This window comes from Pseudomonas sp. Fl5BN2, assembly GCF_009908205.1.
GTDB lineage: Bacteria > Pseudomonadota > Gammaproteobacteria > Pseudomonadales > Pseudomonadaceae > Aquipseudomonas.
The window spans coordinates 476,552-498,688 of the sequence record NZ_JAAARL010000001.1; the positions used below are offsets into that span (position 1 = coordinate 476,552).

Consider the following 22,137-nt stretch of genomic DNA (forward strand, 5'->3'; position numbering starts at 1 on the left):
GACACTTAGGAGACATTGATGACTCATAAAAACCCGCAAACCCGCGAGTGGCAAACCCTCAGCAGTGATCACCACCTGGCGCCTTTTAGTGACTTCAAACAATTGAAGGAGAAGGGGCCACGGATCATCACCCATGCCAAGGGTGTTTATCTCTGGGACAGTGAAGGCAATCAGATTCTCGACGGCATGGCTGGCCTGTGGTGCGTGGCCATCGGCTACGGTCGTGATGAACTGGCCGAGGCCGCCAGCAAGCAGATGCGCGAACTGCCGTACTACAACCTGTTTTTCCAGACGGCCCACCCGCCGGTGCTGGAGTTGTCCAAAGCGATTGCCGATGTCGCACCAGAAGGCATGAATCACGTGTTCTTCACCGGTTCCGGCTCCGAAGGCAACGACACCATGCTGCGCATGGTCCGCCACTACTGGGCGATCAAGGGCCAGCCGAACAAGAAAACCATCATCAGCCGGGTCAATGGCTACCACGGTTCCACCGTGGCCGGTGCCAGCCTTGGCGGCATGACTTACATGCACGAGCAGGGCGACTTGCCGATCCCGGGCATCGTCCACATCCCGCAGCCTTACTGGTTCGGCGAAGGCGGTGACATGAGCCCCGAAGAGTTCGGCATCTGGGCGGCCAACAAACTCGAAGAAAAGATCCTCGAACTGGGCGTGGACAACGTCGGGGCCTTTATCGCCGAGCCGATCCAGGGCGCCGGCGGGGTCATTGTGCCGCCGGACAGCTACTGGCCGCGGATCAAGGAAATCCTCGCCAAGTACGACATTCTCTTCGTCGCCGATGAAGTGATCTGTGGCTTCGGTCGTACCGGTGAGTGGTTCGGTAGCGATTTCTACGACCTCAAGCCGGACATGATGACCATCGCCAAGGGCCTGACCTCCGGCTATATCCCCATGGGTGGCCTGGTCGTACGTGACGCGGTGGTGGCGGTGCTCAACGAGGGCGGTGATTTCAACCACGGTTTCACCTATTCCGGGCACCCGGTGGCGGCGGCTGTGGCCCTGGAAAACATCCGCATCCTGCGTGAAGAAAAAATTATCCAGCATGTCCAGGAAAAAACGGCACCTTACTTGCAGAAACGACTGCGGGAACTGAGTGACCACCCGTTGGTGGGTGAGGTTCGCGGAGTCGGTCTACTGGGGGCGATCGAACTGGTCAAGGACAAGGCCACCCGGGCACGCCACACAGGCCGTGGTGCAGGCATGATTTGCCGGCAGTTCTGTTTCGACAACGGCCTGATCATGCGCGCCGTGGGCGACACCATGATCATTGCTCCGCCGCTGGTGATCAGCGAAGCAGAGATTGACGAGTTGGTGGCCAAGGCGCGCAAGTGCCTGGACCTGACTCTGCATGCACTCGAGGGCTGAGTGCTAGGCTTTGAGCGCGATGCTTGCGGGCATTGCGTTCAAAGTGGATATAAAGGCCGGGACTTTCCTTGAAAGCCGGCCTTGGATCTTGCCAGACTACCCGCCGTTCTTAGTGGCTTGCATATCGGCCGCTGGCTCTGGGTCACCAAGAATGTGCTTAAAAAGAATAATCGGAGCATTACGCATGAAGGCATTAGGTATGAAGTTAGCTGGCAAGACCCTCCTCGCCATGTCCCTGATGGGCGTGATGGCGGCCGCGGCACAGGCGGACGATAAAGTGCTGCACGTTTACAACTGGTCCGATTACATCGCTCCGGACACCATCAAGAAGTTTGAAGCCGAGTCGGGCATCAAAGTGGTCTATGACGTGTTCGACAGCAACGAGACCCTGGAAGCCAAGTTGCTGGCCGGCAAGTCCGGTTACGACGTGGTGGTGCCTTCCAACAACTTCCTGGCCAAGCAGATCAAGGCGGGCGTCTACCAGGAACTGGACCGGTCCAAGTTGCCGAACTGGAAGAACCTCAACGAGTCGCTGCTCAAGGCGGTATCGGTGAGTGACCCGGGCAACAAACACGCTTTCCCTTACATGTGGGGCTCGATCGGTATCGGCTTCAATGCCGAGAAGGTCAAGGCTGCATTGGGTGCCGACGCACCGACCAACTCCTGGGACCTGCTGTTCAAGCCGGAAAACGCCGCGAAGTTGAAATCCTGTGGCGTCAGCTTCCTCGATTCGCCAACCGAGATGATTCCGGTGGCATTGCACTACCTGGGCTACCCAACCGATAGCCAGGACAAGAAACAACTGGCTGAAGCCGAAGCACTGTTCCTCAAGATCCGTCCTTCGATCGCCTACTTCCATTCGTCCAAGTACATCTCTGACCTGGCCAACGGCAACATCTGCGTGGCTGTTGGTTACTCGGGCGATATCTACCAGGCCAAGGCCCGTGCGGCTGAAGCCGGTGACAAGGTCAAGGTCAGCTACAACATTCCGAAAGAGGGTGCTGGCAGTTTCTACGACATGGTCGCCATCCCTAAAGATGCAGAAAACGTCGAAGGTGCCTACAAGTTCATGACCTTCCTGCAGAAGCCGGAAGTGATGGCCGAGATCACCAACGCCGTGCGTTTCCCCAACGGTAACGCGGCTGCAACCCCATTGGTCGATAAAGACATCACCAGCGACCCGGGCGTTTACCCGCCTGCGGATGTCCAGGCCAAGCTGTACGCGATCTCCGACTTGCCGGCCGCGACCCAGCGCGTCCTGACCCGCAGTTGGACCAAGATCAAATCCGGTAAATAAACCGATTTGCAGCAATATCCTGTTGTCGTCGTCATGGCGAGGGCGGCAACAGGAAACAATTAAATGACAGAAAGTTTTGCTGGATTGGTTTATCGAGGGTAAGTTGCGCGCCGGTTTTGTTGCTGGGCAGCTTGGGGGCTGTCAGGTAGCGCGGGGCAACTTGGGCCCAACTATTGAAGAGGACCTCTACTTGCCTATTTCTTTGTTTCGCAAAGCCATGCTGGTTGCCGCCGGCCTGACGCTGATGGCTGGCGCTCAGGCGGCACCGACCGTGCATATTTATAACTGGTCGGATTACATCGGTCAGAACACCCTGGCAGAGTTTGAAAAGGCCACGGGTATCAAGCCGGTGTATGACGTATTCGATTCCAATGAAACCCTGGAAGGCAAGTTGCTGGCCGGTCGTACCGGTTATGACGTGGTCGTACCGTCCAACCACTTCCTGGGCAAACAGATCAAGGCCGGGGCTTTCCAGAAACTCGACAAAAGCCTGCTGACCCACTATTCGAATCTTGACCCGGCACTGCTCAAGCGCCTGGAAATGAACGACCCGGGCAACCAGTACGCGGTGCCTTACCTGTGGGGCACTAATGGCATCGGCTACAACGTCGATAAGGTCAAGGCTGCCTTGGGTGTGGACAAGATCGACTCCTGGAGCGTGCTGTTCGAGCCAGAGAACATCAAGAAGCTCAACAGTTGCGGTGTGGCCTTCCTCGACTCCGCCGACGAGATGATGCCCACGGTCCTCAACTACCTGGGCCTGAACGCCAACAGCACCACCCCGCAGGACTACAAGAAGGCCGAAGCCAAACTCTTGGCCGTACGTCCTTACGTGACCTATTTCCACTCGTCCAAGTACATCTCCGACCTGGCCAACGGCAATATCTGCGTGGCCATCGGTTTCTCCGGTGACATCTTCCAGGCCAAGGCCCGGGCCGCGGAGGCCGGCAAGGGCGTGAACATCGCCTATGCAATTCCGAAAGAGGGTGGCGCCCTGTGGTTCGACATGCTGGCGATTCCCAAGGACTCGACCAACGTCAAGCAAGCCCACGCCTTCATCAACTATTTGCTGCAACCTGAGGTGATTGCTCAGGTCAGTGACTACGTCGGTTATGCCAACCCCAATCCGGGGTCGGACAAGCTGATGGAGCAATCCATTCGCACCGATGCAGCGGTTTATCCACCGCAGGAAGTGCTCGACAAGACTTACGTGTCCACCGAGTTACCCCCGAATATCCAACGCTTGATGACCCGCAGCTGGACCAAGGTCAAGACGGGTAAATAGTTCCACAGGCTCAAACTATCCAAGGCCCGCCGGCGTGCGGCGGGCTGCAAATTTTGTTGGGAGTTTCGCAAAATGGCAGTTGCCTCCGGCGCCTATAAGAAAGCCCTCGAGGGCGACCAGACACCGAAACAGGTGTTGGTCAAAATCGACCGGGTCACGAAGAAGTTCGACGAGACGATTGCTGTGGACGATGTGTCCCTGGAAATCAACAAAGGCGAGATCTTCGCCCTGCTCGGCGGCTCGGGATCGGGCAAGTCCACTTTGCTGCGTATGCTGGCCGGGTTCGAGCGGCCGACGGAGGGGCGAATCTTCCTCGATGGCGTGGACATCACCGATATGCCGCCTTACGAGCGGCCGATCAACATGATGTTCCAGTCCTACGCCTTGTTCCCGCACATGACTGTGGCGCAGAACATCGCCTTCGGCCTCAAGCAGGACAAGATCCCGGCCGCTGAAGTCGACGCCCGGGTGGCCGAAATGCTCAAGCTGGTGCAGATGAGCCAATACGCCAAACGCAAGCCGCACCAACTGTCCGGCGGCCAGCGCCAGCGCGTGGCCCTGGCCCGCTCTCTGGCCAAGCGCCCGAAACTGTTGCTGTTGGATGAGCCCATGGGCGCCCTGGACAAGAAGCTGCGCTCGCAGATGCAGCTGGAGCTGGTAGAGATCATCGAGCGCGTGGGTGTGACCTGCGTGATGGTGACTCACGACCAGGAAGAGGCCATGACCATGGCCGAGCGCATCGCCATCATGCACCTGGGCTGGATCGCCCAGATCGGCAGCCCGATCGATATTTATGAAACGCCGGTCAGCCGTCTGGTCTGCGAGTTCATCGGCAACGTCAACATCTTCGAGGGCGAAGTGGTGGACGATGCCGAGGGCCATGCGGTGATCACCTGCAAGGACGTGGACCGCAGCATCTATGTTGGCCACGGCATCAGCACCTCGGTCCAGGACAAGTCGGTGACCTACGCGATCCGCCCGGAAAAACTCCTGGTCACCGCCGAGATGCCGACCTGCGAGTACAACTGGTCCAGCGGCAAGGTGCACGACATTGCTTACCTGGGCGGTCACTCGGTGTTCTACGTCGAGCTGCCGAGCGGCAAGCTGGTGCAGTCCTTCGTCGCCAACGCCGAGCGCCGTGGCGCGCGGCCGACCTGGGGTGACCAGGTCTACGTGTGGTGGGAAGACGACAGCGGCGTGGTACTGCGCTCATGAACATGCGAAAGCTCAAGCGCCGACTCAATCGAATAATTCCCGGTGGTCGCCAACTGGTCATCGGGATCCCCTTCATCTGGCTGTTCCTGTTCTTCATGCTGCCGTTCTTCATTGTCCTGAAGATCAGCTTCGCCGAAGCGGACGTGGCCATTCCGCCGTATACCGAGATCTACAGCTACGTCGACCAGAAGCTCCAGCTGCTGCTCAACCTCGGCAACTACGCGATGCTGGGGGACGACGAGCTGTACATCGCCGCCTACCTCGGCTCGCTGAAGATGGCGTTCTTCAGCACCATCCTCTGCCTGCTGATCGGCTACCCGATGGCCTATGCCATCGCCAGTGCCCGCAAAGAGATGCAGACGGTGCTGGTGCTGCTGATCATGATGCCGACCTGGACCGCGATCCTGATCCGCGTCTATGCCTGGATGGGCATTCTCAGTAACAACGGCCTGCTCAATGGCTTCCTGATGTCGATGGGCTGGATCAACGAACCGCTGCAGATCCTCAACACCAACATCGCGGTGTACATCGGCGTGGTCTATTCCTACCTGCCGTTCATGATCCTGCCGCTCTACGCCAACCTGGTAAAGCACGACCACAGTCTGCTGGAGGCGGCGGCCGACCTGGGTTCTAGCTCCTTCAACAGCTTCTGGACGATCACCGTACCGCTGTCCAAGAACGGCATCATCGCCGGCTGCATGCTGGTGTTCATCCCGGTGGTGGGCGAGTTCGTGATTCCGGAACTGTTGGGCGGTCCGGAAACCCTGATGATCGGTAAAGTGCTCTGGCAAGAGTTCTTCAACAACCGTGACTGGCCGGTGGCGTCTGCCCTGGCAGTGGTGATGCTGGCGATCCTGATTGTGCCGATCATCCTGTTCAACCGCAGTCAGGCCAAGGAAATGGAGGGCAAGGAATGAAGCGCTTCAGTTTTTCAAGCCTGATGCTGGTGCTGGGATTGTTGTTCATCTACCTGCCGATGCTGATCCTGGTGATCTACTCGTTCAACGCCTCGCGACTGGTGACGGTGTGGGGCGGTTGGTCGATCAGTTGGTACGTCGGCCTGCTGGACAACACCCAGCTCATGGGCTCGGTCCTGCGGTCCCTGGAGATCGCCTGCTACACCGCGGTAGCGGCAGTGGCCCTGGGCACCCTGGCGGCATTCGTGCTGACCCGGATCACCCACTTCAAGGGCCGCACCCTGTTCGGTGGCCTGGTCACCGCGCCGCTGGTGATGCCGGAAGTGATCACCGGTCTGTCGCTGTTGCTGCTGTTCGTGGCCATGGCCCAGGCCATCGGTTGGCCCCAGGAGCGTGGCATCGTCACCATCTGGATCGCTCACACCACGTTCTGCGCAGCCTATGTGGCGGTGGTGGTGTCGGCACGCCTGCGTGAGCTGGACCTGTCCATCGAAGAGGCGGCCATGGACCTGGGCGCGCGGCCGTGGAAGGTGTTCTTCCTGATCACCATCCCGATGATCGCGCCATCCCTGGCAGCCGGCGGCATGATGTCCTTCGCCCTGTCCCTGGATGATCTGGTGCTGGCGAGCTTCGTTTCCGGCCCGGGCTCCACCACCTTGCCGATGGAAGTGTTCTCGGCGGTGCGACTGGGGGTGAAACCGGAGATCAACGCCGTGGCCAGCCTGATCCTGCTGGCGGTGTCCCTGGTGACCTTCCTGGTCTGGTTCTTCAGCCGTCGCGCCGAAGAAGCCCGCAAGCGGGCGATCCAGCAGGCCATCGAGGAAAGCGCCGCCGACTCCTGGAAACAGCCGGACGTGCGTCGGCCACAGCGGGTGGAAACCGTCTGACCTGCGTGCAGCACTGAAAAAACCTCGCCCCTGATTGGGAGCGAGGTTTTTTTTACCCTGAACATTCCCTCTCAGGATTGCCAGGGCGACTGGCGGGTGATCTCGATGAAGTCCAGCGTCCTGAGCCCAGGCTGCTGATCCCGCAACACGTCGACCTTTCCGTTGCCGAAGGTGCTGCTTCGAGATTGGCGCAGGGCCGTCATGGCTTCAGGCTGTCATACGCCTCTAGCGTGCGCAGTGAATAGATATAGGCCGCACCGGCATTCAGCGAGATCGCCGTGGCCAGGGTCGCGGCCACTTCTTCGCGGGTGGCGCCGGCCTTGATCGCGGCGTCGGTGTGTACACCGATGCAGCCGTCACAGCGGGTGGTGATGGCCACGGCAATGGAAATCAGCTCGCGGGTCTTGGCGTCGAGTACGTTGTTTTCTTCCGCGGCTTCACCCAGGGCCATATAGGCCTGGACCATTTTCGGGTTGCTCTTGCCCAGGGAGCCAAAGGCTTTCTTGATGGTAGGCAGCAGTTCGGACCAGTTATGGAACATCGTAGTCACTCCGGGATGGGTTGGGGGGTGTGCTGTTGCGACACCCTCAGTCTTGACCATCCTGGCGTTTCGGGTGTGTCCGATTCGCTCAAATACCTGCCCAGTACGCGCAAATGATCTCGATGGCGAGCCCGTTTGCCAACAATGGGCTGCCCCGGCTTATTGGGGGCCGCGCGCCGGCAGCAGCTTCAGAGTGCTGCGGGTATTGGCGGTGACCTCTTCTTCGCTGAAGTGCGCTTGCTGATAGACCCCTTCGATGTAGGCCTCAGCCTGATCGTCGTAGTGCTTGTCGAACAGTACACCGCTCTGGCCCACCGGGTTGATGGTCAAGCTGTGGGCCGGATCGGCGAAGTCGATGATGCGTCGGGTCGAGGGACCATACACCACTGACCAGGGCGCCGGGCCGATCTTGGCGGTGAGGTTGTTCGGCACTTCATGGCTGCCGGGGGCTTCCAGAGGGCCAACGTTGAACAACCGGTCCAGAGGTTTCTGCATGCCCAGCGGGTGGGCGTGGGTCAGGGTATGGGCGGTGCCCCAGCGCCATTGCCCAGGGTTGGCCCCTAGGGTGCGCTTGAGGTGGTCGATGCTGGCGCGCCAGGCCACCTTCACGGTGTCGGCGCGGCTTTCACGCTGAGCGGTGGTGCGATTGTCCCACCAGGGCGAGTCGGGGTCCGCCGCCAGGCGTGGCAGGGCGGCATCGACTACCCGGGCCTGGATCAGCGCGTCGAAATAGGCGTCGCCGAGTTTCTCGTGGAAGGTGGCGTCGGCCAGTTCGAACAGGAACTGGTTGAACAGGGTGGCGCTGGTGGAGTCCAGCGGGTAGTCGCCTGGCCACTTCGCCAGTTGCTCGACCAGTTTCAGTTCATCGGGATCGCTGACCACTTCTCGCAACACCGGCAGCAGGGGAGCCAACAGGCGCGGGCCGTAGGCGGTGGTGGTGCCCAGTTGCAGTTTCTGGGTGTTTTCCAGGTCCCACTTGACACTTTTTTCACTGAGCTGACGGTCCAGTTGTTGACCACGGTCGGGGAGGTTGTAGTAGCCGGGAATTTCCATGCCGGTGGGGGAGAGCGGCTGGAAGTTGGCAGAGACGATATAGCCCCGGGCCGGATTCTCTTCCTGAGGGTTGGCGCTGAAGGGGTAGAAACCTTCCTTGTCCGCCATGGCGGTGCTGCCATCGAGGATAAAGGCCGGCTTGGCCCCGGCTGGGCGCTTGGGCAGCAGCGCCGCAGCCCACCAGCCGATGTCGCCCTTGGCGTTGGCCCAGACGATGTTCAGTCCTGGTGCGTGGATCTTGGCCGCGGCGGCGCGGGCTTTGGCCAGGGTGTCGGCACGATTGAGCTGGTAGAAACCGTCGAGGATCGGGTTCGGAGTTTCCAGGAAGCCCCACCACATGGCCACCGGGGCCTTGCCCACGGTGGTACCGAGCATGTCGTTGATGATCGGACCGTGGGGTGACTGGCGCAAGGTCAGGGTCACCGGTGCCTGGCCCTTGACCGCAATCTGTTGCGTGCTGCTGCTCAGGTCGACCCATTTGTCGTGGAACCAGACCTGATTGGGGTTCTCCGGGTTGACCTTCTCGGCGATCAGATCGAGGTCGTCGTTCTGGAACATGGTCAGGCTCCAGCCGAAGTCCAGGTTGTGGCCCAGGAAGGCAAAGGGCACCAGGGCCTGATGATGGCCGTAGAGCTCGAAACCCGGCGCCGACAGTTGCGCCTCGTACCACACCGATGGCAGGGAATAGCGAATATGCGGGTCGCCGGCCAGCAGCGGCCGGCCGCTCTTGGTGCGTGCGCCGGCCACGGCCCAGGCGTTGCTGCCTTCGAACTGCGGCAGTCCCGCCTCGCTCAGGGCCTCCTGGCTCAGGCGGGCGATCTGCCCCAGGTCCTGCCAGTCAACGGCGGCCAATGGCAGTGAGGTGGGCGACTTGCCCTTGGCCAGCACGCCCTTGGGCTGCCAGTCGAGATCGAAGACCTTCAGGTAGTCGTTGCCCAACTGGTCGCGGATGTAGGTCAGCAGCGGTTCGGTACGAAAGGCCATGGCGAAGCTGTAGGCCATGAAACCGGCGACGCTGACAGTGTCTTCTGCAGTGAACGGCCGTTTGTGGATACCCAGGACATCGAATTCCATGGGTTGGGCGTGGCTGGCCTGATACTGGTTAATGCCGTCCAGATAGGCTTCCAGGGCCTTCCAGGCCGGAGATTGGCGGTCGAGCCCGGCCACGTAGCTGTCGGCACGCTCGCGAATGCGCAGGCTGCGAAACAGTTTGTCGGTATCCAGCAGCTTGGGCCCCAGGACTTCTGCCAGCTCGCCGCGGGCCAGGCGCCGCAGGATTTCCATCTGGAACAGCCGGTCCTGGCCGTGGACGTAACCCAGGGCGCGGTACAGATCGGCTTCGTTTTCCGCACGGATGTGCGGCACGCCGCGTTCGTCGTAGCGCACGGTGACCGAGCCCTGCAGGCCGCTGAGCTCGACCTGGCCCTGACGCGTCGGCTGTTTGCTGTACAGATAGCCGGCAACGCCTGCCAACAGGGCGAAGATCAGTACGGCGACGACGGTCAGGCTGCGTTTCATGCGGGCTCCTTGCTGTTGTTTTCAATGCCGCCTTGGGAGAGCTGCAGAGATTTAGCACAAGTCATGGGCCTCGCGCAGGAGGCGGTCCTTGAATAGTCGCGAATGCCTTAGTCCGCGCTGGCTGGCCAGGGACAGTAGCAGCCTACCGCCAGGGTATGGGTGGCGCTGACCTTGCGATTGTCCTGCAGGGCCTGGAGGATCGGCTCGATAAAGCTGTTGCTGGCGTTGCAGGTCAGGCCTTCGCTGTAGGGACCGAAGTACGCCAGTTTGCCGCTACGGTCCCAGATCGCCACTGCCGGGCTGGCGGGGATCTGTTCGGCACCCGGCAGGCTGTCGAGGGGTTTTAGGCGGCTCAGGGTGGCGGGTAGCTGGCCGTGACTGCCAGGCTTTTGCACCGAGTAGAACTCCACGCCCTGAGGGCCGTAGGCCTCGATCAGCTCGGCCAGGTGCTGTTGATTGCCGACGTTGCAGGGGCAGGCCGGGTCCCAGAAGTGCACCAGGCGGATCGCCCCGGGGCCGGCCAACTCGGCGGGCAGTTGCAAGGGGTCGCCGGAGAACATCGCCGTGTGCTCACTGAAGGCCCGCAGATAGCGTCCCTGAAACCAGTCGTAGGCGCTCCACAGCACAACGGCACAGATCAGGACGAGCAGGCTGGCAATCAGGGGCGTGCGGTAAGAATGGCGCATGGAATACAGTCCTCGAAGGTCGCGTAGCTTGCCATGCTTGCCGCGACAGATGAATATCGCAGGCCCAGAAAGCCCGTTTTGTCCCCGCTATCCCGTTTTGGAAACCTCTATGTCCGCGACCTTCGACTCCGACCACCTGCGTGCCAGCCTGCAACCCCTGGTCGCCGGGCAGCCCTTGTCGGCCGAGGCTCAGGCCTACCAACGGTTCTATGGGCTGGACTTCGCCGGACGTGCGCTGGTGCCGCGCAGTCGCCTGGGGCGGTTCCAGGTGGACGGCTACGAAGTGGTCTGTCAGGTCTGGTGGCCAGAGCAGCCGCGGGCAACGCTGTTTCTGTTCCACGGTTTCTACGATCACATGGGTTTGTACCGACATGTGATTGAGTGGGCGCTGCAGCGCCACTTTGTGGTGATTTCCTGCGATCTGCCTGGGCACGGGCTGTCCAGTGGCGAGCGAGCCAGTATCGATGACTTCGCGGTGTACCAGCGGGTGCTGCAAGGCCTGTTCGCCGAAGCGCGGTCCCTGGAGCTGCCACAGCCCTGGCACCTGTTCGGACAAAGCACCGGCGGCGCGATCATCATGGATCATCTGCTCAACCAGGGAGCCGAGAGCCCGGCCCAGGGCCAGGTGATCCTGTTATCGCCCCTGGTGCGGCCGCGGGCCTGGGGCTGGTCGATGCTCAGCTATTACCTGCTGCGGCCCTTCGTCAGCGGCATTGCCCGGCGCTTCAGCGAAAACTCCAACGACCCGGATTTCCTCGCCTTCCTACAGTCCGATCCGCTGCAGCCCCAGCGTCTGCCAACTGCCTGGGTGGGTGCGCTGGCGCACTGGATCAAGCGTTTGGAGGCGGCGCCGTGCAGCTCAAGGCAGCCGTTGATCGTACAGGGGCAGGCGGACATGACGGTGGATTGGGAGCACAACCTGCAGGTGATTCGCGGCAAATTCGCCGCGCCCGAGGTGTTGATGCTGGCGGAGGCCCGGCACCATCTGGCGAATGAAATTCCGTTGTACCGCGACCAGTACTTCGCTTTTCTCACCCAGCATGTCTGAGGCTGGGTATCTGGGCGGACGGCTACAGGGGCAACACCGGTAGCCAGGATTCAGGGTGCGAGATTTGAGCTGCTTTGTCCTACCGCCAGCCCCGCGCGAATCGCTGCCAGGGCCGCCTGGTAATAGGCCTTGCCTTCGCTGGACTCGGCAAAGGTGGCGAACTCTTCCAGCTCGGTGTCGGACAGGTCCCGATAGACGTACAGCAGGGTGTTGTTCAGGTCATTGCCGATCTGCTGCATCAGCCGCTGGCGCTGACCATTGAGCATGCCCTGGGCTTGCCCGCCGCCCAGCAGGCCGGGAATCATCTGGCTCAGGCTGTCGGCGGCGACGCCGGCAATCGCCAGGCTCACTTCCGCGCCGGCTTCCCGGGCCGGCAGCGCCTGGGCCAGATGACCGATGATCAACTGGCGGTTGTCACTGGCCGGCATCTTCGGCAGGCCCTGGGCGTTCTTGGCCAGTTGGTCGCGGCGGGTGGCCAGCAGTTCCGCGGCAACGATCTTGCGTCCCAGAGGCGACTGGAAGAAGGCCAGCGCGGGCGCGGGATCGGCAAGGTTCTGCCGCAGTTGCGCTTCGGCGCGACGATCCACGGCCTGAGGCGCGAAGCGTTGATTGCTGTTGTCCACCAGGGCCTGGTAGACCGCTGGCGGCAAGCTGTTCTGGTAGCGTTGCTGGGCAGCGCTGAGGGCATCGTTGAAATGCGCGCGTTGTTCCGGCCAACCGGCGACCTTGTACAACTGGTCGTGGCTGTCTGCCCAGGCAGGCAAGGCGCAGAACATCAACAGTGAGAAAAGCAAACGACGCATAAGGACTCCTGTCAGCAGGCGACTATTCTCCGGGGCAGGGCGATGGTTGTCGAGAATTCGTATCAGGATCGCCCGCTAAAGTGATGATGGGAAAGTGCATTGGAAAAAATGCTTGCTCCTCCGCTCTGCGGCTCTGTCAGATTCATCTGATGCTGGATACTATGCGCGCCATGCAAATACCCTCTGATCACCCGCTGTTGTTGCGTATCGTCGACGACTTGGCCACCTGTGGCTGGTCGCAGCAGAATATGTTCCTGCCCGAGGCTCTGACCCTCGAACTGGCGGCTGAGTGCCGTAAACGTGCTGAAGAAGGTGAATTGGCCCCTGCGGCGGTCGGGCGCGGCGCGGCCCAGGAAATTCGCGAGGGTATTCGCGGTGATCATATCCAGTGGCTCGAACCTGGCGAGGCCAAGTCCAGTGATTGCTACCTGGGGCTGATGGACAGCCTGCGCGAGGCACTCAATCGGGGCCTGTTCCTCGGCCTCGAGGATTTTGAATGCCACTTTGCCCTCTACCCGCCGGGTGCTTTCTACAAGCGCCATGTGGACCGCTTTCACGACGACGACCGACGCATGGTGTCGGCGGTTATCTACCTCAACTCTTCTGAGTGGCTGCCGGAGCATGGCGGGCAATTGCGCATGTACCTGGAGGGCCAGGAACCATACGATGTGGTGCCCGTCGGTGGGCGCCTGGTGGTGTTTCTCTCCAGCGAAGTGCCCCATGAAGTCCTGCCCGCAAGCCGGGAACGCCTGTCCTTGACCGGGTGGTTCCGACGTCGCGGTAACGAGCCGTTTTGATGATGCACAAGATCCTGGTCAGCCGTTGCCTGTTGGGCCACCGCGTACGTTATGACGGCGGTGCCAGTGGTCCGTTCGACCAACTGAGCAGTTGGCTGCAAGAGGGGCGTGTAGTTGCCTTGTGCCCGGAAGTGGCTGGCGGTTTGCCAACGCCACGGGCGGCGGCGGAAATCCCCGGTGGGCAGGGTGTGGAAGTGCTGGAGGGCAAGGCCCGGGTGCTGACCACTGAAGGCGACGATGTCAGCACCGAGTTCCTGTCCGGTGCCCGGCAGGCTTTAGCGTTGGTGGAGAAGCACGGGATTCGCATTGCCGTGCTCAAGGCCAACAGTCCGTCTTGCGGCAACCTGCTGACTTATGACGGCACATTCAGCGGGACCCGGGTTCAGGGCCAGGGCGTCACCGCTGCGCTGTTACAACACCACGGTGTGCAAGTCTTCAGTGAGCTGCAATTGCCTGAGGCCGCAGCCGCCCTGGCTGCCCTGGCCTCTTTGTAGGTTTCAGGGCTGAGGATTACTGCCCGGCTTCGGCCTTGGGCGGTTTGCTTGCATCCATGCCGAACCATTTCTCCGAAAGGGCCATCAGTCGCCCATCTGCCTTGATCCGCTGCAGGGCGCTATCGAGGCTTGCCCGGAATGCCGGGTTACCTTTCTGGAAGGGAATCGCCAGGCTCAGGGTCGGCCCGACCTTCGCGCCTTCCTTCACCGGCAGGCGGCTGTCACGAATGGCGTAGGGAATCAGCAGGCGGTCGCTGATGGCTGCGTCGATCTGTTTGTCTGCCACATCCTTGATCGGCTGTTGGGCATCGGCGTAGCTACGCAGGTTGATCCCTTCCACAGTACGCGCCTGATCGACGAACTGGCTGCCCTGTGCCACGCCCAAGGCCTGGCCGCGCAGGGCCTGCAGGGAAAACAGCGGGCGCTGTTCTTCTTTGCGCACGATCAGTTGGGCGCTGGAGTAACTGTAAGGTTCGCTGAAGTCGAAACGATCCTTGAGTTCTGGAGTCACTGCTATGTGATTGATGGCCACGTCGAACTTGCCGCTCTCGACTCCCGGCAGCAACTCGGCCGACTGGGTCACCACGAAGTCCGCGCGTACGTCCAGCTCGCTGGCCAGCAACTGCCCCAGCTCGACCTCGAAACCGCTGAGCTTGCCGTCATCCTTGAAGTTGAAGGGCGGTGCGTTGGCCTCCAGGGCGATGCGCAGTTCCCCGCGGTCATTGATGTCATCCATCAGTTCGGCTTGAGCGTAAGTGCTCACAAGGGGCAGCAAAAGTATCAGGCCAGGCAGGAAACGCATGGTCACTCCTTGAATTTATATGAGCGATGCGCCGTTCAGGCTCGCTTTGCTAAGGTGTTGAGTGCCTTCGACAACGAATTGCCACGAAGTTGTCATAACCGTAAAAGATTTGCGGAAAAACTGGAGAAGATAATGAAAAATTTTATGTCTTGTGCGGCCCTGGCCGGTCTGTTGCTGGGAACCTCGATGTTGGCCGGCGCTGCGGATATTCCTCGTACTGAAGCACCTGAGGGTGCCAAGGTGTTTATTGTTTCCCCGGCTGACGGGGCTACCGTGGACAAGACCTTCAAGGTCACGTTCGGCGTTGAGGGCATCGCCCTGGCCCCGGCGGGCGACCAAACCGCCCATACCGGTCACCATCACCTGCTGATCGACGTCGATACCCTGCCTGCGGAAAACCTGCCGATCCCAGCCGATGCCAAGCACATTCACTTCGGCAAGGCCCAGACCGAAACCGAAGTGACCCTGACCCCGGGTACGCACACCCTGCAGTTGGAGCTGGGTGACAAGAACCATGTGCCGTTCAACCCGGTGATTGTCTCCAAGAAAATCACAGTGACAGTGAAATAATCGTAAATGCGCGATAAAAAAAGGGAGCCCTTGGGGGCTCCCTTTTTTATCGCGCTACAAGCTGCAAGTCAGAGCGGGCTCTGGGCTTGCTGCTGTTTAGAACAGCACGCGGCAACGGATGGTGCCGTTGATGTGCTGCAGCTTCTCTTGCGCCAGGTCCGAGTACTCGGCGTCGACGTCGATCACCACGTAGCCGACCTTCTCGTTGGTCTGCAGGAACTGACCGGAGATGTTGATGCCGTTTTCGGCGAAGACCTTGTTGATCTCGCTCATCACGCCCGGAATGTTCTCGTGGATGTGCAGCAAGCGGTGCTTGCCAGGGTGGGCCGGCAGCGCCACTTCCGGGAAGTTGACCGAGGATACCGAGGTACCGTTGTCGCTGTACTTGACCAGTTTCTCTGCCACTTCCAGGCCGATGTTGGCCTGGGCTTCAGCGGTGGAACCGCCGATGTGCGGGGTCAGGATCACGTTGTCCAGGCCGCGCAGCGGGCTTTCGAACTCTTCGTCGTTGGAGCGAGGCTCCACCGGGAACACGTCGATGGCAGCGCCGATCAGGTGCTTGTCCTTGATCGCGTCCGCCAGGGCGTCCAGTTCGACCACGGTGCCGCGAGCAGCGTTGATCAGGATCCCGCCTTTCTTGATGGCGCGGATTTCCTTCTCACCGATCATCCACTGGGTGGCAGCGGTCTCTGGAACGTGCAAGGTGACGATGTCGGACATGCCCAGCAAGTCGTGCAGTTTGCCGACCTGAGTGGCGTTGCCCAGCGGCAGCTTGGTTACGGTGTCATAGAAGAACACCTGCATGCCCAAGCCTTCGGCCAGGACCGACAGCTGAGTACCAATGGAGCCGTAACCGACGATACCCAGCTTCTTGCCGCGGATTTCGAAGGAGTTGGCAGCGCTCTTGATCCAGCCGCCACGGTGGCAGGAAGCGTTTTTCTCGGGGATGCCGCGCAGCAGCAAGATGGCCTCGGCCAGCACCAGTTCGGCTACCGAACGGGTGTTGGAGTAAGGCGCGTTGAACACCGCAATGCCGCGCTCGCGAGCAGCAGACAGGTCAACCTGGTTGGTGCCGATGCAGAAACAGCCCACTGCGACCAGTTTCTTCGCGTGGTCGAAGATCTCTTCGGTCAGTTGAGTACGGGAGCGAATACCGATGAAGTGCGCATCGGCGATCTTTTCCTTGAGCTGGGCTTCCGGCAGAGAACCGGTGAGGTACTCGATGCTGGTGTAGCCGGCGGCCTTGAGGACGTCGACAGCGGATTGGTGGACGCCTTCGAGGAGAAGGAACTTGATCTTGCTCTTATCGAGAGAAGTCTTGCTCATCTGCGTAAACCTGTGTCCCGGAGAAAAATGGCAGGGAAGTGGACAGCTTGAGCTGACCTGGGCGGCACGTAAGCCGCCACCGCAGAACGCCCTTGGGCTCTATCCTGCGGGGGCGGTATGCTAGCATACGCGCCCCGCTAAACACTCATTCCTGCGACGTGAAGCGTTCTCAGGATGACCATGAATTGTTCGAGAGTTCTGTCGATGACCAATCCTGCCCTGATTGATGAGCTGAAGACCCTGGTTGAGCCTGGCAAGGTGCTGACCGACGCTGACTCCCTGAATGCTTACGGCAAGGATTGGACCAAGCATTTCGCTCCGGCCCCGACGGCCATCGTGTTTCCGAAAACCACCGAGCAGGTCCAGGCCATCGTGCGTTGGGCCAATCAGCACAAGGTGGCGTTGGTGCCGTCCGGCGGTCGTACCGGGCTCTCGGCCGCTGCAGTGGCCGCCAATGGCGAAGTAGTGGTGTCCTTCGACTACATGAACCAGATTCTCGATCTGAACCTGACTGACCGTACAGTGGTGTGCCAGCCGGGCGTGGTCACCGAGCAGTTGCAGAATCTGGCCGAAGAGAATGGCCTGTATTACCCGGTGGACTTCGCCTCTGCAGGGTCCAGCCAGATTGGCGGCAATATCGGCACCAATGCCGGCGGGATCAAGGTGATTCGCTACGGCATGACCCGCAACTGGGTGGCGGGCATGAAAGTGGTCACCGGCAAGGGTGACCTGCTGGAGCTGAACAGGGACTTGATCAAGAACGCTACCGGCTACGATCTGCGCCAGCTGTTCATCGGCGCGGAAGGCACCCTGGGGTTTGTGGTCGAGGCCACCATGCGCCTGGACCGGGCGCCAAAGAATCTCACCGCCATGGTGCTTGGCACTGCCGACTTCGATTCGATCATGCCGGTGCTGCACGCATTCCAGAACAAGCTTGATCTCACCGCTTTCGAGTTCTTCTCCGACAAGGCCCTGGCCAAGGTCCTGGCGCGTGGTGACGTGCCGGCGCCGTTCGAGTCCGACTGCCCGTTCTACGCACTGCTGGAATTCGAAGCCACCACTGAGGAAGTGGCCAACCACGCCCTGGAAACCTTCGAGCACTGCGTCGAGCAAGGCTGGGTTCTGGACGGCGTGATGAGCCAGAGCGAAACCCAGCTGCAGAACCTGTGGAAGCTGCGCGAGTACATTTCCGAGACCATCTCCCACTGGACTCCGTACAAGAACGACATTTCGGTCACCGTGTCGAAAGTGCCGGCATTTCTTAAGGAAATCGACGCCATCGTCGGCAAACACTATCCGGATTTCGAAATCGTCTGGTTCGGCCACATCGGCGACGGCAACCTGCACCTGAACATCCTCAAGCCGGACAACCTGAGCAAGGACGAGTTCTTCGCCAAGTGCGCCACGGTGAACAAGTGGGTGTTCGAGACCGTCGAGAAGTACAACGGTTCGATCTCTGCCGAGCACGGTGTGGGCATGACCAAGCGTGACTACCTGACCTACAGCCGCTCGCCGGTGGAGATCGAGTACATGAAGGCGGTCAAGGCGGTGTTCGATCCGAACGGCATCATGAACCCGGGCAAGATCTTCGCTGTTTGAGCCCAAGCAGCGTCCTGATGAAGCACACGAGCAGGAGTCGGTAATGAGCTATCAGCACCAGTATGTCGACGGTACCCGGATTCATTTCCCGGTGGGCAAGGTGGTGTGCATCGGGCGTAACTACGCCGAGCACGCCAAGGAACTGGACAATCCGGTGCCTACCGAGCCCCTGCTGTTTATCAAGCCAGGCAGTTGCGTAGTGCCACTGGAAGGTGGTTTTGCCATTCCCACGGAGCGTGGTTCGGTGCACTACGAAGCGGAAATTGCCGTGCTGATCGGTAAACCGCTGTCCACCAAGCCCAGCCGCGAAGAAGTACTGGATGCCATTTCCGGCTTCGCCCCGGCACTGGACCTGACCCTGCGGGACAAGCAGGCCGAGCTGAAAGCCAAGGGCTTACCTTGGGAAATCGCCAAGTCGTTCGACGGCGCAGCAGTGATCGCGCCTTTTGTGGTGGGCAGTACCTTTGCCGACCTCACCGACATCGGCATTCGCCTGACTATCAATGGTGAAGTTCGCCAGGACGGTAACAGCAGCATCATGCTCAACCCCATTGTGCCGATGATCCAGTACATGGCCGGCTGTTTTTCGCTGCAGGCCGGCGATGTGATCCTGACCGGCACTCCGGTCGGCGTTGGTCCGCTGAATGTCGGTGATGAGCTGGTACTTGAGTTGCCGGGCGCCAGTCGTTTCACCAGCAGCGTCCGTTGAACCGAATCTTTCTGCGAGTGGCCCGGGAATACCGGACACCTCGCAGAAAGGGTTTTTCCGTTAACTGTTTTTTCACATTTTCTCCGGATAATTCTGAAGCCTATGGTTCGCGGATCTGAAATTCGTGTGCTATTACCTATGGCCGAGCTTCTGGAATCTGTGTGATGGACGCCCCTCCCCTGCCCAAACCCCTTCCCACCCGTCGTCTGCATATACGCATGCGTTGGTACTCCTGGCTGCTGCTGGCTGGGGTGATCTGCTATGGCATTGCCAATGTCCTGCATTGGGATGACCGAGGTGCGCTCTGGGTACAGGAAGGTTTTGTCAGTCCTGCCGAGCGCAGTGCCAGCGTCTGGTTGCCCGCTTATCGCGCCGTCATCGATGCCAAGCTGTTGCCGGGTATGGAGCGTGATGAAGCTTCCGACCTTTCTTACAGCCCGCAGACCAAAACCTTGTTCTCGGTGATGGGCAAGTATCCGTTCCTGGTGGAGCTGACCCTGAACGGCGACGTCCTGCGCAAGATCCCCCTGGTGGGCTGGAGCAACCCGGAAGGGGTGGCGGTCATGGAGAATGGCCTGCTGGCGATTGTCGATGAGCGTGAGCACTCGTTGGTGATCGTCAAGGTCGATGGCGATACCAAAGAGCTGAATATCAAAGACTTCCCAAGCTATGACCTGGGCCCCTCGAAGAACCAGAACAAGGCCTTTGAAGCGGTGGCCTGGAACCCACGCAAGCAGCAGTTGCTGCTGGGCGAGGAGCGTCCGCCGGCGCTGTTCACCTGGAGCAGCGACGGTAGCCAGGTGCTCAAGGGCGACAAGCAGAAACTGCCTAGCGATGAGCTTGACCTGCGTAACCTCTCGGCCTTGGCCATCGATCCGCGCACCGGTCATACCTTGGTGTTGTCCGCAGACTCCCATCTGCTGCTGGAGTTGGACGAGCAGGGTGAACAGGTCAGTTTCATGGCCTTGCTCGGCGGCTTCAACGGCTTGAAAAGTACCATTCCCCGGGCCGAAGGTGTGGCCATGGACGAAGCGGGCAATCTGTATATGGTCAGTGAGCCCAATCTGTTCTATCGCTTCGAGAAGCAATGAATCCCTGGTCCGGCAGCCTGGCCGGACCGCGGATTAAGCTTGAATTCAGTCGGCTGTGATATTCCGTCTGCCTGTTCTGATTTCGAGCCTGTGCGCCATGTATCGCCTGACCCGCTTCCAACCCCTTTACCTGATCCTCGGTCTGCTGGCCGTGCTGCTCGCAGTGTTCGTTCATAACCACCGATTGTGGCAACGCGCCTGGTTTGATTGGCAATCCTACTGGCAAGTGACGGCTGCGCAGTCCCTGGGCCTGGGCGATTATCGGGTGGTGCTTGAGGCACAACCCATCGAGGGCCTGGATGAGGTCTCGGCACTGACCTACGACCCGTTGCGCAACAGCCTGTTCACCGTGACCAACAAGAATGCCGAGCTGATTGAACTGTCACTGGATGGGCAGATTTTGCGGCGCATTGCCTTGGTGGGTTTCAGTGATCCCGAGGCGGTGGAGTTCATCAGCGCCAATACCTATGTGATCAGCGATGAACGCCAGCAACGGTTGATCAAGATCCAGCTGCAGGATGCAACGACGACGGTGGATGCAGCAGCGGCCGAGCAGATCACCCTTGGCGTGCACCTCGCGGGTAACAAGGGGTTTGAGGGGTTGGCCTACGATTCACAGGGCAAGCGTCTGTTCGTCGCCAAGGAGCGCGACCCGATGCTGATTTATGAAGTGCAGGGGTTTCCCCATGACAACCCGGACAAATCCTACGGGGTGCATGTAGTGAACAATCCCAAGCGCGATGCCGGGTTGTTTGTGCGCGACCTCTCCAGCCTGCAATACGATGAGCGCAGTGGCCATCTTCTGGCCTTGTCGGACGAATCTCGCCTGGTGCTGGAGTTGGATGTCGAAGGTCGCCCGTTGAGCACGTTGGCGCTGGGCAAAGGCCGGCAGGGCTTGAGCAAGGCGGTACCCCAGGCGGAAGGAATGGCCATGGATGACGCCGGCACCCTGTACCTGGTGAGCGAGCCGAATCTGTTCTACGTCTTCAAGAAGCCTGAGCTGTAGCGGCTTGTGCAGGCCGGGGCTTGCCGGCGAAGGCGTCCGTGGGAACGCCTTCGCCGGCCGGGGTGACAGACAGCCTCAGGCCTTGAGGGTCTTCACGCCTTCGGCAGTGCCCAGCAGCAACACGTCCGCAGGACGCGCAGCGAACAGGCCGTTGGTGACCACGCCGACAATGGCATTGATCTGGCTTTCCAGCTCCACCGGGTTGGTGATCTGCATGTTGTACACATCGAGGATGATGTTGCCGTTGTCGGTGGTTACACCTTCGCGATACACCGGATCGCCGCCCAATTTCACCAGCTCACGGGCCACGTGGCTACGGGCCATGGGAATCACTTCCACGGGCAGTGGGAAGTTGCCCAGTAACGGTACCAGCTTGCTGGCGTCGGCGATGCAGATGAAGGTCTTGGCCACGGCGGCGACAATCTTTTCCCGGGTCAGGGCGGCGCCGCCGCCTTTGATCAGGTTCAGGTGCTCGTCGCTCTCGTCGGCGCCGTCGATGTAGAACTCCAGGTCGCTGACGGTGTTGAGCTCATACACCGGAATCCCATGGCCCTTGAGGCGCGCGGCGGTGGCTTCGGAGCTGGCGACTGCGCCGTCGAATGCGCCTTTGTGCAGGGCCAGGGCGTCGATGAAGCAGTTGGCGGTAGAGCCGGTGCCGACCCCGACGATGCTCTTGTCATCGAGTTTCGGGAGGATAAGGTCGACGGCGGCCTGGGCGACTGCCTGTTTGAGTTGATCCTGGGTCATGCGGGCTCCGAAGCGGGCAAGGGGGGCACAAAGCAGGCTGTGTGAAAACTGCTGCGTTCGACAATAAGGCGTTAAAAGCAGGCTCGGAATGCTCATTTAGGCCACTAAACTCCGCTTCCTCCCTGTTTTTGCCTTGTCTTGCCTTCACTCGCGACGTTTTCACACAGTCTGCAAAGGCCGGCATTATAGGCGCCGTCGCAAGTCAGGTCATTGCCCGTTTGGCTAATCGGCCGGGAGTGGCGGGGCGTGTGCGGCGTGAAGGGAGGCAGGCCAGGGGGCGGCTAAAACCTCTGGATTCGTGTGGTCGCCCGGGCAAACGCTGGGTTAGACTCCCTGGCCCTGCCCCTGTCTCTTATACACAAC

21 protein-coding genes are annotated in these 22,137 nt (G+C 60.4%); 14 read left to right on the forward strand and 7 right to left on the reverse strand.

What is annotated here, in order from left to right; genetic code table 11:
• Positions 1 to 18: 18 nt before the first annotated feature.
• From GV819_RS02270 to GV819_RS02295, 6 genes are all read left to right on the forward strand, one after another.
• Positions 19 to 1,383 (forward strand): aspartate aminotransferase family protein, encoded by a 1,365-nt coding sequence (locus tag GV819_RS02270; RefSeq protein WP_161753075.1) that lies wholly within the window; start codon positions 19 to 21, stop codon positions 1,381 to 1,383.
• A gap of 199 nt (positions 1,384 to 1,582) precedes the next feature.
• The gene (locus GV819_RS02275) at positions 1,583 to 2,680 is read left to right on the forward strand and encodes a polyamine ABC transporter substrate-binding protein (protein WP_161753077.1); all 1,098 of its coding nucleotides are present in this window, start codon (positions 1,583 to 1,585) and stop codon (positions 2,678 to 2,680) included.
• A gap of 190 nt (positions 2,681 to 2,870) precedes the next feature.
• The gene (locus tag GV819_RS02280; RefSeq protein ID WP_161753079.1) at positions 2,871 to 3,965 is read left to right on the forward strand and encodes a polyamine ABC transporter substrate-binding protein; all 1,095 of its coding nucleotides are present in this window, start codon (positions 2,871 to 2,873) and stop codon (positions 3,963 to 3,965) included.
• Positions 3,966 to 4,037: 72 nt separating this feature from the next.
• The gene (locus GV819_RS02285; RefSeq protein WP_161753081.1) at positions 4,038 to 5,180 is read left to right on the forward strand and encodes an ABC transporter ATP-binding protein; all 1,143 of its coding nucleotides are present in this window, start codon (positions 4,038 to 4,040) and stop codon (positions 5,178 to 5,180) included.
• 35 nt (positions 5,181 to 5,215) lie between these two features.
• Positions 5,216 to 6,097, forward strand: a complete 882-nt coding sequence (locus GV819_RS02290) for an ABC transporter permease subunit (RefSeq protein WP_368668860.1) — start codon at positions 5,216 to 5,218, stop codon at positions 6,095 to 6,097.
• Complete coding sequence (locus GV819_RS02295) at positions 6,094 to 6,984, forward strand: ABC transporter permease subunit (RefSeq protein WP_161753085.1); 891 nt, start codon at positions 6,094 to 6,096, stop codon at positions 6,982 to 6,984. Before GV819_RS02290 ends, GV819_RS02295 begins: the two co-directional genes overlap by 4 nt.
• A 199-nt stretch (positions 6,985 to 7,183) precedes the next feature.
• Here GV819_RS02295 and GV819_RS02300 read toward each other — a convergent pair whose 3' ends face one another.
• The 3 genes from GV819_RS02300 to GV819_RS02310 all read right to left on the reverse strand — a co-directional run bounded on the left by GV819_RS02300 (position 7,184) and on the right by GV819_RS02310 (position 10,782).
• Complete coding sequence (locus GV819_RS02300) at positions 7,184 to 7,525, reverse strand: carboxymuconolactone decarboxylase family protein (RefSeq protein WP_161753087.1); 342 nt, start codon at positions 7,523 to 7,525, stop codon at positions 7,184 to 7,186.
• Between the two features lie 159 nt (positions 7,526 to 7,684).
• A complete protein-coding gene (locus GV819_RS02305; RefSeq protein ID WP_161753089.1) occupies positions 7,685 to 10,096 on the reverse strand; it encodes a penicillin acylase family protein in 2,412 nt (803 codons plus the stop codon).
• Positions 10,097 to 10,203: 107 nt separating this feature from the next.
• On the reverse strand, positions 10,204 to 10,782 hold the full coding sequence (locus tag GV819_RS02310; protein ID WP_161753091.1) for a DUF6436 domain-containing protein: 579 nt from the start codon (positions 10,780 to 10,782) through the stop codon (positions 10,204 to 10,206).
• A 109-nt stretch (positions 10,783 to 10,891) separates the two neighbouring features.
• On the opposite strand from GV819_RS02310, the gene GV819_RS02315 reads away from it, so the two are divergent.
• A complete protein-coding gene (locus GV819_RS02315; RefSeq protein ID WP_161753092.1) occupies positions 10,892 to 11,830 on the forward strand; it encodes an alpha/beta hydrolase in 939 nt (312 codons plus the stop codon).
• Between the two features lie 50 nt (positions 11,831 to 11,880).
• On the opposite strand, the gene GV819_RS02320 is transcribed toward GV819_RS02315, so the two are convergent.
• Positions 11,881 to 12,633: a DUF2059 domain-containing protein gene (locus GV819_RS02320; protein WP_161753094.1), complete on the reverse strand. Its 753-nt coding sequence runs from the start codon at positions 12,631 to 12,633 to the stop codon at positions 11,881 to 11,883.
• 161 nt (positions 12,634 to 12,794) lie between these two features.
• On the opposite strand from GV819_RS02320, the gene GV819_RS02325 reads away from it, so the two are divergent.
• Together GV819_RS02325 and GV819_RS02330 are read left to right on the forward strand one after the other, a co-directional pair.
• Positions 12,795 to 13,430, forward strand: coding sequence for a 2OG-Fe(II) oxygenase (locus GV819_RS02325; RefSeq protein ID WP_161753126.1), 636 nt, complete (start codon positions 12,795 to 12,797; stop codon positions 13,428 to 13,430).
• Between the two features lie 2 nt (positions 13,431 to 13,432).
• Positions 13,433 to 13,924 carry a DUF523 domain-containing protein gene (locus tag GV819_RS02330; protein WP_161753128.1) on the forward strand — a complete coding sequence of 164 codons (492 nt, stop codon included), beginning with the start codon at positions 13,433 to 13,435 and terminating at the stop codon, positions 13,922 to 13,924.
• Between the two features lie 16 nt (positions 13,925 to 13,940).
• On the opposite strand, the gene GV819_RS02335 is transcribed toward GV819_RS02330, so the two are convergent.
• The gene (locus GV819_RS02335; RefSeq protein WP_161753096.1) at positions 13,941 to 14,726 is read right to left on the reverse strand and encodes a transporter substrate-binding domain-containing protein; all 786 of its coding nucleotides are present in this window, start codon (positions 14,724 to 14,726) and stop codon (positions 13,941 to 13,943) included.
• A 132-nt stretch (positions 14,727 to 14,858) separates the two neighbouring features.
• On the opposite strand from GV819_RS02335, the gene GV819_RS02340 reads away from it, so the two are divergent.
• Entirely contained in the window at positions 14,859 to 15,296 is a 438-nt protein-coding gene (locus tag GV819_RS02340; protein ID WP_161753098.1) for a DUF4399 domain-containing protein, read from the forward strand.
• Between the two features lie 96 nt (positions 15,297 to 15,392).
• Here GV819_RS02340 and serA read toward each other — a convergent pair whose 3' ends face one another.
• Positions 15,393 to 16,622, reverse strand: a complete 1,230-nt coding sequence (serA, locus tag GV819_RS02345; RefSeq protein ID WP_161753100.1) for a phosphoglycerate dehydrogenase — start codon at positions 16,620 to 16,622, stop codon at positions 15,393 to 15,395.
• A gap of 204 nt (positions 16,623 to 16,826) precedes the next feature.
• Here serA and GV819_RS02350 point away from each other — a divergent pair, with 204 nt between their 5' ends.
• The 4 genes from GV819_RS02350 to GV819_RS02365 all read left to right on the forward strand — a co-directional run bounded on the left by GV819_RS02350 (position 16,827) and on the right by GV819_RS02365 (position 21,027).
• Complete coding sequence (locus GV819_RS02350; protein WP_161753102.1) at positions 16,827 to 18,221, forward strand: FAD-binding oxidoreductase; 1,395 nt, start codon at positions 16,827 to 16,829, stop codon at positions 18,219 to 18,221.
• A 43-nt stretch (positions 18,222 to 18,264) separates the two neighbouring features.
• Positions 18,265 to 18,930, forward strand: coding sequence for a fumarylacetoacetate hydrolase family protein (locus tag GV819_RS02355; protein ID WP_161753104.1), 666 nt, complete (start codon positions 18,265 to 18,267; stop codon positions 18,928 to 18,930).
• Positions 18,931 to 19,094: 164 nt separating this feature from the next.
• Entirely contained in the window at positions 19,095 to 20,021 is a 927-nt protein-coding gene (locus GV819_RS02360; RefSeq protein WP_161753106.1) for an SdiA-regulated domain-containing protein, read from the forward strand.
• A gap of 97 nt (positions 20,022 to 20,118) precedes the next feature.
• On the forward strand, positions 20,119 to 21,027 hold the full coding sequence (locus GV819_RS02365) for an SdiA-regulated domain-containing protein (protein ID WP_161753108.1): 909 nt from the start codon (positions 20,119 to 20,121) through the stop codon (positions 21,025 to 21,027).
• 75 nt (positions 21,028 to 21,102) lie between these two features.
• Here GV819_RS02365 and rpiA read toward each other — a convergent pair whose 3' ends face one another.
• Complete coding sequence (gene rpiA / locus GV819_RS02370; protein WP_161753110.1) at positions 21,103 to 21,774, reverse strand: ribose-5-phosphate isomerase RpiA; 672 nt, start codon at positions 21,772 to 21,774, stop codon at positions 21,103 to 21,105.
• Positions 21,775 to 22,137 lie beyond the last annotated feature (363 nt).